At 52.8% G+C, this 12,076-nt stretch carries 9 protein-coding genes; 5 read left to right on the top strand and 4 right to left on the bottom strand.

From position 1 onward, the window contains the following. Window positions 1-134 precede the first annotated feature (134 nt). Entirely contained in the window at window positions 135-1,517 is a 1,383-nt protein-coding gene (gene ffh / locus J9253_RS01805; RefSeq protein WP_210223040.1) for a signal recognition particle protein, read from the bottom strand. 131 nt (window positions 1,518-1,648) lie between these two features. Between ffh and J9253_RS01800 the strand changes: the two genes are divergently transcribed. The 5 genes from J9253_RS01800 (at window position 1,649) to J9253_RS01780 (ending at window position 7,127) form a co-directional block, all read left to right on the top strand. Then, window positions 1,649-2,452 carry a cytochrome C assembly family protein gene (locus J9253_RS01800; protein WP_210223039.1) on the top strand — a complete coding sequence of 268 codons (804 nt, stop codon included), beginning with the start codon at window positions 1,649-1,651 and terminating at the stop codon, window positions 2,450-2,452. Between the two features lie 2 nt (window positions 2,453-2,454). Further along, complete coding sequence (locus tag J9253_RS01795) at window positions 2,455-3,744, top strand: HlyC/CorC family transporter (protein ID WP_210223038.1); 1,290 nt, start codon at window positions 2,455-2,457, stop codon at window positions 3,742-3,744. After that, on the top strand, window positions 3,737-5,101 hold the full coding sequence (gene radA / locus J9253_RS01790) for a DNA repair protein RadA (protein WP_210223037.1): 1,365 nt from the start codon (window positions 3,737-3,739) through the stop codon (window positions 5,099-5,101). Before J9253_RS01795 ends, radA begins: the two co-directional genes overlap by 8 nt. Window positions 5,102-5,302: 201 nt before the next feature. Beyond that, window positions 5,303-6,916 (top strand): DEAD/DEAH box helicase, encoded by a 1,614-nt coding sequence (locus tag J9253_RS01785; RefSeq protein WP_210223036.1) that lies wholly within the window; start codon window positions 5,303-5,305, stop codon window positions 6,914-6,916. A gap of 7 nt (window positions 6,917-6,923) precedes the next feature. Then, entirely contained in the window at window positions 6,924-7,127 is a 204-nt protein-coding gene (locus tag J9253_RS01780) for a YdcH family protein (RefSeq protein ID WP_210223035.1), read from the top strand. Window positions 7,128-7,135: 8 nt separating this feature from the next. On the opposite strand, the gene J9253_RS01775 is transcribed toward J9253_RS01780, so the two are convergent. The 3 genes from J9253_RS01775 to secA are packed head-to-tail and all read right to left on the bottom strand — an operon-like array spanning window position 7,136 to window position 12,025. After that, window positions 7,136-8,095: a Nudix family hydrolase gene (locus tag J9253_RS01775; RefSeq protein WP_210223034.1), complete on the bottom strand. Its 960-nt coding sequence runs from the start codon at window positions 8,093-8,095 to the stop codon at window positions 7,136-7,138. Further along, window positions 8,076-9,284: a bifunctional glutamate N-acetyltransferase/amino-acid acetyltransferase ArgJ gene (gene argJ / locus J9253_RS01770; protein WP_210223033.1), complete on the bottom strand. Its 1,209-nt coding sequence runs from the start codon at window positions 9,282-9,284 to the stop codon at window positions 8,076-8,078. Before argJ ends, J9253_RS01775 begins: the two co-directional genes overlap by 20 nt. A 35-nt stretch (window positions 9,285-9,319) precedes the next feature. Next, complete coding sequence (gene secA, locus J9253_RS01765; protein ID WP_210223032.1) at window positions 9,320-12,025, bottom strand: preprotein translocase subunit SecA; 2,706 nt, start codon at window positions 12,023-12,025, stop codon at window positions 9,320-9,322. Window positions 12,026-12,076: the final 51 nt, after the last annotated feature.

Genomic DNA, 12,076 nt, shown 5'->3' with positions numbered 1-12,076 from the left:
TGACACAAGCAATCATCCAGGCCATGAATTTTCTGGATGATGCGCATCATACAACCAGACAATCCACTAGGCAAACGCATCTTATCGTAAAATACCTGAATGGATGCCATAAATATCAAAAAAGTCTAATATAGCTATCCGGGGAAACCACCCATCGGCGGAAATCCACCGCCTCCCGGCAACTTTCCTTTCATGCCGCCCATCAGCTTGCGTAGCCCCCCTTTAGAAAACTGCTTCATCATCCTGCTCATCTGCAAATGCTGCTTCATCAACCGGTTTACATCCTGTACCTGCAAGCCACACCCGGCGGCAATCCTGCGTTTGCGTGAAGATTTAATCAGATCAGGATTGCGGCGCTCTTCCAATGTCATGGAATTAATAATGGCGATCATGCGGCGAACTTCCTTGTCATTTGCCTGATCTTTGACGTTGGCTGGCAAGTTACCCATACCCGGCAATTTATCCATCAAGCCTGCCATACCCCCCATCTTCTGCATTTGTTGCATCTGCTCACGCAAATCTTCAAAGTCGAAGGACTTGCCCTTATTAAGCTTTTTCGCCAATTGGGCGGCTTTTTTGTGGTCGACTTGACGTTGCGCATCCTCAATCAGGCTCAACACATCGCCCATGCCTAGAATGCGTGATGCCATCCGATCTGGGTAAAATGGCTCCAAAGCATCCAGCTTTTCGCCCATCCCGATGAATTTGATCGGCTTGCCGGTAATGTAACGCACCGACAATGCCGCACCACCCCGTGCATCACCATCCGCTTTGGTCAGCACCACGCCGGTCAGCGGCAGTGCATCACCGAAGGCTTTCGCGGTATTCGCCGCATCCTGCCCCGTCATGCTATCCACCACGAACAGGGTTTCAACCGGATTAGCCACCGAGTGAATAGCCTGAATTTCTGCCATCATCTCGGCATCGACGTGCAAGCGCCCTGCCGTGTCGATGATCAACACATCCATATACTTGAGTTTGGCTTGTGCCACGGCAGCCTTAGCAATATCCACCGGCTTCTGGGCGACATCACTGGGGAAGAAAACACCACCCGTCTGCCCCGCAATAGTCTCAAGCTGCTTGATGGCTGCCGGACGGTACACATCGCAACTGGCCACCATCACGGATTTATTCTGGCGCTCTTTCAAAAAGCGGGTCAGCTTACCAACCGTGGTGGTTTTACCCGCGCCTTGCAAACCCGCCATCAGAATGACTGCTGGTGGCTGGGCATTCAGTGACAGTGTTTCATTGGCTTTACCCATCAGGTCAACCAGCTCATCATTGACCACTTTGATCAATGCCTGACCGGGGCTAAGGCTTTCCAACACTTCCTGACCAATCGCCCGCTCGCGCACCCTATTGGTGAATTCACGCACCACGGGCAACGCCACATCCGCTTCCAACAGTGCCATCCGCACATCACGCAGGGCATCTTTAATGTTATCGTCGGTCAGACGTGCCTGACCGCGCAGTTTTTTTACCGTCTGCGAAAGACGTTCACTTAAATTCTCGAACATGATATTGACTTCTTGCTAGTCCCATTCAGGCACAAGTTGCTATCATAGCATTAAAGCAAAAGTGAATGCGTTCCCTCACAAGGGTCGTTTTACTGAAATTTTATCGCTAACCCACGAAATCCGTTTGACTAATGACAATAACCCTTAACCTGTTCGCCACACTCGCTTGGCTGTCCACATGGCTACTCATCGGCGTGCGTTTACGCGACCGTTTGCAAACACGTTCGCCTCACTACCGTGGGGTGCTGGTGATGCTGTGGGTAATCGCATTAGCCCTGCATGGCTGGACTATCCTGCACCATGTCTGGCAAGTAGAAGGAGTCGCCATCAGTTTTGCGGCGGCCAGTTCCATTGTGATGTGGCTGTGTAACCTGCTCCTGTTCGTCACCATGTTGAGCCGCCCACTGGAAACCCTCGGTATTTTTGTCGTACCCTTTACCTTGAGTGCCATGCTGTTACCGCTACTCAGCCCGGAACACACGGCGACCATTAACTTGAATAGCGGGCTGGGCGTGCATATTTTTACCTCACTACTCGCTTACAGCATGTTAACGCTGGCAGCACTGCAAGCCTTGTTGCTGGCTTTGCAAAACCGGCACTTACACAACCATCACCCCGGCGGCTTGATCCGCACCTTGCCGCCGCTGCTCGACATGGAAGCCTTGTTGTTCAAATTGATCTTACTCGGCGTTATCCTGTTAACCTTTGGCCTGCTCAGCGGTGCGCTGTATGTTGACAACCTGTTCGCCCAACATTTGGTGCATAAGACCATCCTGTCGATTGTGGCATGGGTAGTGTTCAGCATTCTGCTGATTGGTCACTGGCAATACGGCTGGCGCGGGCGCATCGCCATCCGCTGGACACTCAGCGGATTTTTCATCCTGATGCTAGCCTTCTTCGGCAGCAAATTTGTGCTGGAGTTTTTGGTAAAATAATCGTGAATATTAATGAAGCCCCACTAGGCATACTATTTTTTGTCTTGTTTATCCTATTCCTGCTCTCCGCCTTTTTTTCTGGCTCTGAAACAGCGTTGATGTCACTCAACCGCTACAAGCTGAAGCATCAGGCAGAAAAAGGCCATGCCGGTGCGATTCTGGCACAAAAGCTACTGAGCAAGCCTGACCGTCTGATCAGCCTGATTCTGTTAGGCAATAACTTCATCAATATCCTGATCACCCAACTTGCAACTTTACTGGGCTTACGCCTGTTTGGAGATGCAGGTTTAGCGATTGCTACCGGCATCCTGACCTTCCTGCTGCTGATTTTCGGAGAAATCACCCCCAAAACACTGGCAGCCATGCACCCGGAACGCATCGCTTTCATCGCATCACGCTTTTACGTCGTCATGATGAAAGTCATGTGGCCGTTTGTATGGCTGCTCAACCTGATTACCAATAACCTGTTGCGCTTATTTGGTGCACACAGCGATGAAACCAGCCGCGTCGCCCTCAGCCATGAAGAATTACGCACCGTGGTCAGTTCCGCCGGAACGCATATCCCACAAACTCACCTCGACATGCTGCTACGAGTTATGGATCTGGAAAGCACCACGGTAGAAGACATCATGATCCCGCGCAGCCAACTAATGGGGCTGGATCTCGACGACGACTGGAATGAGCTGGAAGAACAAATCATCCACAGCAACTTCACGCGCCTGCTGGTCTATCGGGAAAACTTCGATAATGTCCTTGGCTTCGTACACTTGCGCAAATTACTACCCATGTTCCGTGACGGGCACCTGGAACGCGAACGTTTTGAAGCCAGCATTCGCCCTGCTTACTTCATCCCCGACAGCACCCCACTCACCCAGCAGCTACTCAACTTTAAAACGGAAAACCGCCGTATCGCGCTGGTCGTGGATGAATACGGCGAACTCCTCGGCTTGGTGGCGCTAGAAGATATTCTGGAAGAAATCGTCGGTGAATTTTCTACCACACCCAGCAGCCAATCGCGTGAAATCCGCCAGATGGAAGACGGCAGCTACTGGGTAGACGGCGCTATGCCGATCCGCGACATTAACCGCGAACTCGGCAGCCGTTTCGCCTCGGAAGAAGCCAACACCCTCAATGGGTTGATTCTGGAATACCTCGAATCTATCCCCGTCCCCGGCATGACGGTGCTCATTGACGATTACCCGCTGGAAATCCGCAAGACTCGCAACAATGCAGTCAAAACGCTGATCATTCACCCCAAAATCCAACGCATACGCGCAGAAGACGATGAGTAAAGCTAAACACCAATACTACTGCTCCGCCTGCGGCAGCGTGCATACCAAATGGGGCGGGCAATGCGGCGACTGTGGCGCATGGAACACGCTGGAAGAAACCCTCAGCCTCCCCGCCAGCAAACACCCGCAAAACGCCCGCGCAGGCGGTTACGCCGGTGAGCAAGCCGTCATCCGTTCCCTGCACGAAGTCAGCTTGAGCGAAGCCCCACGTATCCTTACCCACCAACCCGAACTCGACCGGGTACTGGGTGGCGGGCTGGTGGCCGGTTCCGTGGTATTGATTGGTGGCGACCCCGGCATCGGCAAATCCACCATCCTGCTGCAAACCCTTGCTACTCTGACCGAACTAAAAAGTTTGTATGTCACAGGTGAAGAATCCCTGCAACAAGTTGGCCTACGCGCACGCCGCTTAGGGCTACCCACCGACAACTTGCGTCTGCTGACTGAAACTTGCGTGGAAAACATCCTGAGTCTAGTTTCGCAAGAAAAACCGCATCTGATGGTAATCGACTCCATCCAGACTGTTTTCACCGACAGTCTGCAAGCCGCCCCCGGCTCAATCAGCCAGATCCGCGAATCGGCAGCCAAGCTGGTGCGTTTCGCCAAGCAAACCAATACTGCGATGTTCCTCGTCGGTCACGTCACCAAGGAAGGCACACTCGCAGGCCCACGCGTACTCGAACACATGGTCGACACCGTGTTGTATTTTGAAGGCGACCCCGGCGGACGTTACCGCATTATCCGCGCCGTCAAAAACCGTTTCGGCGCTGTCAATGAGCTGGGCGTCTTTGCCATGACCGAGCAAGGCTTGAAAGGTGTCAGCAACCCCTCCGCCATTTTCCTCTCACGCCACGAAGAGCCGGTTTCCGGCAGTGTCATCATGGTAACGCGGGAAGGCACGCGCCCCTTGATGGTCGAAGTACAAGCCTTGGTCGACCAAAGTCACGGCGCAGTACCGCGTCGTGTTACCCTTGGGCTGGAACAAAATCGTCTTTCCATGCTCTTAGCTGTACTGCATCGCCACGCCGGAATTTCAATGTTTGACCAAGATGTATTCATAAATGTCGTCGGTGGTGTTAAGATTTCAGAAACCGCTGCTGATTTATCCTTGTTGCTGGCAGCACTCTCAAGTTTTCGCAACCGTCCTCTGCCTGCTGATCTAGTGGTTTTTGGAGAAGTTGGGCTGGCAGGCGAGATTCGCCCGGTTCCAAACGGTGAGGAGCGTTTGCGTGAGGCTGCTAAACACGGTTTTAAACAGGCTATCGTCGCGAAAGGCAACAAACCACGTCACCCGATTGAGGGCATGAAAGTGGTCGCCATCGCCAGATTGGAGAAAGCGATAGAAATTGTGATGTAATTTCACAACAATAACGTGCATAATTGTTGACTCACAACAACAGATATAATAATTTTATTATTCGGTTCGGGCCTCACAAACGTTTCAAATACGGGTTACGGGCAGTCGTTGAGGGCATCTTTTTTGCTAACTTTCTCTCTCCAGTTTGATAGTATTTATTAATTACTCTCACCCACATTTCACAGACGGGGAGTATCCATCTTGTCTTTTTCAGAATTAGGCTTAAATCCAGAGTTTTCGGCCAAAATTGAGGCCGCCGGTTACGAGAACCCGACTGATTTACAAAAACAGTTGATTCCTCTCGTGGCACAAAACAAGAGCGTCATCATCTGGACACAATCGGCTTCCGGTAAAACCGGGGCTTTCTTGATACCTGCGATTAACCATGTACTGGCGAATCCCATTGAGGATCAACGACATACCCGCATTTTGGTACTGACCTCGCGCCGTGACCGGGTGAATCAGATCAACTACACCATCAAGCGTTTGATGGGGGATGAGCAGCAAATCCGTTCCGGTTTTATCGTGAGTGGACGCCCTTACCAGCCGCAAATGCGCCTGTTACGCCGCCCACTGGATTTGATGATTGCCACCCCCGGTCGCTTGAACGATCTGGTGGACAACAACAAGGCAGACTTTTCCAAACTGGAAATGCTGATCATTGACGACCTGAGCGCCATCTACCACAAGGGCTTACACGGGCTGATCAACAAAATTCTCGCCGAACGCACCACCGCCTGTCCGGTCATTGCGTTTGTGCGCCCTGAAGGTGATATTGCTGCTTATGCCCGCGCGGTACTCGCCGGAGCAGAAGAGCTGGAAGTGGATGACGACCGCAACCCACTGCGGCTAATTCCACAAGTCGTGCATCTGGCCGATGACTACACTCATAAAATTGCCTTGATGGATCACTTGCTGGATGAATTTTCCGGCGAACCCACTGTTATATTCACCATCACCAGCAAGGTTGCCAAAGCCTTGGCAGAAAGCCTTGCCAACCACGGGCATACCGCTGAAGTGGCGGCTGATTTGCCAGAATCCGAGCGCAACGGCAATGCCAGCCCTATCCTGATCTACGCCGATCAGGACAATTTGCCAGCCAACCTGCATGGTGATGAACACATCATCAACTTTGAATTGCCGCAAAAAGTTGAAGATTACGAAAAACGTCTGCACGGCATCAACCCCGATTCCCGTGAAGAGGCTGTTATCGCCGTGGTACTGCCGCGCGAACGTGACAACCTGAAACTGATCGAAACCTTTCTGGGTGATTCCATCGAGCAATGTAACCTGCCCGGCCTTGCCCCGCTGGAACACACCTCTGGCTTTACCCCGGCAGTACGTTCCCCGCGCAGCAACCGCAGTAACAACAACGGCGGCGGCCAACGCCAGCACAACGGTGGCAATGGTGGACAAGGTGATCGTGGGCGCTCACAAGGTCGTGGTGGCTCTAACCAACAGCGCCCCGCACACCAAGGTCAAGGCGGCGGTGGACGTAGCAACCCCAACCAGCAGCAAAATGCAGCACGCCGCGACAATCGCCCCGCACAAGGCCAGGAACAGCAGCCAACCAATAACGGTGACCGCCAACAGCGCAAAGGCCCTTATGGTCGCCTCAACGGGGGTGCGCAACGCAAACGCGAAGGCGGACCCTACACCGGCGGTGGCAATCCAGCGCCACGCCGTGACCAAGGTGGCTCTTACGAAATTGGCAGTTGGGAAAAGCCCGACTACGCTCAACAAAGCGAAAAACCTAATGCGGACAAAAAAGTCGTTATCCGCTATAAGGAAAAACGCCGTATTCTGACCAAGTAGAGCCATCATGCTGCAAGACACGGAAGAACTGCACCGAAAACTGGCGGAGCTAACCCAGGAACACCGGGAGCTGGATGAGGCACTTGCACAATTGGCGCAAGCGTCTCATTACGACCAAATCAAGGCATCACGCCTGAAAAAACGCAAGCTATTGCTGAAAGACATGATTTCGCGCATCAATAGCCAGTTAATTCCCGACCTGAATGCTTGAGTTATAGGCTAGACGCCATCCCACAAACTGCGGATGGCAGCAATTCCCTGCCCTCCACCCAGCCGCGCCGTTGCAACGTGGCTGCTATCCATGCCACCGAGGGCATACACCGGAAAATTCACCTGCTCAACAGTGGCAGAGAAAACACCCCACCCCAAATGCACCGCGCCCGGATGTGACAACGTAGGCAGAATCGGCGACAGAAAGGCAAAATCCACCCCAATATCTGCTGCCCGCTGCAATTCCCGCTCATCATGGCAGGAGGCTGATAACCACTGCCCATCCCGTAACGGCGACTGGTATATACTCTCTTCCGCCCACAACTGACGGCTGGTCAGATGCAAACCATCGGCCTCTTCCAACATCACTGGCGGCGAATTCAGCATAACCTTAGCACCGAAGGAATGTGCCAAACGGATTGCCTCCTGCGCCAACGCCACATAGTCGTCTGCTGACAATAACTTAGCGCGAAATACCACCAACCGAATCCCCGCACGCAACCGAGCTTCCAACCGTTGTAAAAAATCAGCAGGATTTTGTGGTTCAGGGGTAATCAGGCAATGAGCAGGCAGGCGAGCAGCAGTAATAATGGGGTAATTAGCGGGAGGAAATTCAAGCGTCGGCAACTGCTCAGCCTCAAACCAAGCGACTGGCTGGCCTTCGCGCCCGTGTGCTTCACCACTAAAGGCTGTGACTTCCCACACATCCAGCAAGACTGCACCTTCGGGGTAAACATGCCTGACTTTGATCAGGGGACTGGCTTGCAGTACATGAATCCCAAGTTCTTCATGCAATTCACGGCTCAAACCCTGCAAGGGTGTTTCACCCAACTCGACTTTGCCGCCAGGGAATTCCCATTTGCCACCTTGATGTTTATTCGCGGGGCGTTGCGCCAGCAAAATTCTGCCGTCGCCGCCACGGATAACCGCTGCGACGACATGCAAATAATCAACTACGGTATTCGGCATTGATCTTGACGTAATCGTAAGAGAAATCACACGTCCACGTTGTGGCACTGGCCTCACCGCGCCCTAAATAGATGCGGATATTGATTTCATCACGTTTGGTTTCTGCTGCGCCCAATTCTTCGTAGTAAGTGGGAGCAGGTTCACCATTTTCGATCAGCAGCGTTTCACCCAACCAGATGCTGATACGGCTGACATCCAGTGCATCAATCTGACTGCGCCCAACGGCGGCAAGGATACGTCCCCAGTTCGGGTCACTGGCGAACAATGCCGTTTTGACCAGCGGAGAAAGTGCCACGGTATTGCCGACAATTCGCGCTTCTGCACGGGTGGCTGCACCCTGCACATCAATGCTGATAAACTTGGTCGCGCCTTCACCATCACGCACAATCGCTTGCGCTAGATACAGGCAAACCTCTAACAGGGCTTGACGGAAAGCAGGCAAACCATCACCACCGACATAAATGCCGGAGCTACCCGTTGCCATCACGATCAGCGAGTCATTGGTCGAAGTATCGCCATCTACCGTAATGCAGTTGAAGGTTTCTTCCACCACATCATTCAGCAGGCTTTGCAGCACTTCTTTTTCGATCAGTGCATCGGTAGCGACATACGACAACATGGTTGCCATATTGGGGTGGATCATGCCCGCGCCTTTGGCGATCCCGGTAATTGTTACCGTTTCGCCAAAGATTTCCACCTGACGGCTCATCGCTTTAGCGACCGTGTCGGTGGTCATGATGGTACGCGAGGCTTCCAGCCAACCATCGGCTTCCAGCTTGGAAAAAGCCTCTGGCAACGCAGCGGTGATCTTGTCGACGGGCAGTTGTTGCCCGATCACACCAGTCGAAAAGGGCAACACTTGTTCAGCCCAGCACGCGCCCTGTTCCGCGACCCGTTCACAGCTTTCGCGAGCAGCAGCCATTCCCTGCTCCCCCGTTCCAGCATTCGCGTTACCCGCGTTGATCAGCAGGTAACGGGGGTTGGAATGCAGCAAGTTAGCGCGGCACACGTGCACCGGTGCGGCACAAAACGCATTGCGCGTGAACACCGCAGCCGTATGACTGCCCGGCTCCAGCTCAATCAACAGCAGGTCGTTACGGTTCTTGTAACGGATGCCCGCGTTAACCGATGCCAAGCGCACGCCAGCAATCGGCAATAAAGTATCAGGTGCGTGTAAGTTGACTGCCATGTTACCTACTTCCCAAAAAACCAAACCAAATCATATCAGGCCAATTGACCGTGGCAATTTTTGTATTTCTTGCCAGAACCGCATGGGCATGGGTCATTACGCCCGACTTTTGCGCCGTCGCGTTCGTAAGGGTTATTCTCACCCACGACTGCATCCACCACTTCCTCATCCTCGAAAGCGTTGCCCGCATCAGGGTGAGAAAAAGCCATCGGCTGCGGCTCATGCGTTTCCAGTTCTGCCATCGCCTGTTGCGGCTCTTGCAACTGAATGCGCATCAGGAAAGCAACCACGTCATGCTTGACACGTTCCAGCAACTGCTCAAACATCTCGAAGGCTTCGCGCTTGTATTCCTGCTTGGGATTTTTCTGGGCATAACCACGCAAGCCAACGCTTTGACGCAGGTAATCCATCGCCGCCAGATGCTCTTTCCACTCACCATCCAGTACGTGCAACATCACATCCCGCTCCAAACGGCGCATGTTCGGTTCACCGATCATCGCTTCTTTCTGCTGGATGAATGCCGTCACTTGCTCTTGAACACGGTCATGCAAACTTTCTTCGTGCAGGTTTTTCTCGGTGTCCAACCATTGCTTGATCGGCAAATCCAGCCCGAAGTCGGTGTAAAGTTGTTTGTGGAGACCGTTGACATCCCATTGCTCATCAATGCTGCCCGGCGGAATATGCGCGGAGAACATCGCATCCACCACATCTTCACGGATAGCATCAATGGTTTCCTTAATGTCATCCACTTCCAGCAAATCGTTACGCTGGGAATAAATGACTTTACGCTGGTCATTGGCAACGTCGTCGTATTCCAGCAAATGTTTGCGGATGTCGTAGTTGTGAGCCTCCACCTTGCGCTGGGCATTTTCGATGGATTTGGAAACCAGCCCGGCTTCAATCGCCTGACCTTTTTCCATCCCCAAGCGCTGCATCATGCTTTTCACTCGATCAGAGGCGAAAATACGCATCAGGTTGTCTTCCAGTGACAGGAAGAAGCGTGAAGAGCCGGGGTCGCCCTGACGCCCAGAACGCCCGCGTAACTGGTTGTCGATACGGCGTGATTCGTGACGTTCAGTACCCAGAATATGCAAACCACCGGAAGCGACTACCGTATCATGACGCTTTTGCCACAGAGCACGAATTTGCTTGAGCGCTTCAGGATTCGGGGTTTCACCCAGTTGTTTGACTTCCTCTTCCATACTGCCACCCAACACGATGTCAGTACCACGGCCTGCCATATTGGTGGCAATGGTAACAGCACCGGGGCGACCTGCATTAGCAACAATGTGCGCTTCACGCTCATGCTGCTTGGCATTGAGGACTTCGTGCGGAATCCGCAGTGCCTTAAGCTTGTTGGAAACCAGTTCAGAGGTATCAATGGATGCCGTACCCACCAATACCGGCCTACCCTTGGCAACTTCGGTTTCGATTTCCTTGATGATAGCGTCGTACTTTTCTTGCGCCGTCAGGTAAATCAGGTCGTTGGAATCAATCCGCACCATTGGGCGGTGCGTCGGAATGACGACTACTTCCAACCCGTAAATCTGCTGCAATTCAAACGCTTCCGTATCAGCAGTACCGGTCATACCGGAAAGCTTTTCATACAGACGGAAATAGTTCTGGAAGGTAATGGATGCCAGCGTCTGGTTTTCCGCCTCGATATTCACCCGCTCTTTAGCTTCAATCGCCTGATGCAAGCCTTCTGACCAGCGACGCCCCGGCATGGCACGACCCGTGTGCTCATCAACGATGACAATTTTGCCATCCTTCACCATGTAATCAACATCACGCTGGAACAGTGCATGGGCACGTAAAGCCGCCCCCAGATGGTGTAACACGCTGATGCTAACAGTATCGTACAATCCTTGGCCTGCGGGTAACACGCCCGCATCCCACAACAATTGCTCGGCACGCTCTTGCCCCGCCTCGCTCAGATACACCTGACGCGCTTTTTCATCGACAGAATAATCGCCGGGGCCATCCTCTTCCTTCTGCTTAACCAAGTTCGGGATAAGCTGGTCGATCGCCGTGTAAAGCTGGGAAGCATCATGGCTAGGGCCAGAAATGATCAGCGGGGTACGTGCCTCGTCGATCAGGATAGAGTCGACCTCATCCACAATCGCGTAGTACAAATCACGTTGCACCCGGTCTTCCTTGCGGAAGGCCATGTTATCGCGCAAATAATCAAAACCAAATTCGTTATTCGTGCCGTAAGTGATGTCGGCAGCGTAGGCTTCGCGACGTTGCTCAGAACTCAGCCCATTGACGATAACGCCCGTGGTCAAGCCGAGAAAACCGTACAACTGTGCCATCTGTGCCGCGTCACGTTGCGCCAGATAGTCGTTAACGGTAATAACATGCATCCCGTTGCCCGGCAATGCATTCAGGTAAGCAGCGAGCGTTGCCACCAGCGTTTTACCTTCACCAGTCTTCATTTCAGAGATTTTGCCGTCATGCAACACCATCCCACCGATCATCTGCACGTCGTAATGACGCATTCCCAGTACCCGCTGGCCTGCTTCACGCACCACGGCGAAAGCTTCAGGCAACAGACTCGCCAAGGTTTCATCCTTTTGCAGGCGATTGCGAAATTCAGTGGTTTTAGCTGCCAGTTGATCGTCAGACAGGGATTTGTACTGCTCTTCCAACGTATTGATTTTCTTGACAGCTTTGGAATAAGACTTGACCAGACGGTCATTGCGGCTGCCAAAAATCTTTTTGGCTACGGAACCCAGCATACGTTTACTCTCTTGTATCCTTTCCAAACAGAAAGTCCAGTGTAACGTTGT

Origin of the sequence: Thiothrix litoralis, assembly GCF_017901135.1 — a bacterium.
GTDB lineage: Bacteria > Pseudomonadota > Gammaproteobacteria > Thiotrichales > Thiotrichaceae > Thiothrix > Thiothrix litoralis.
The sequence above is the reverse complement of the archived record's forward strand: the minus strand, read 5'-3'. Positions and strand labels throughout refer to the sequence as shown.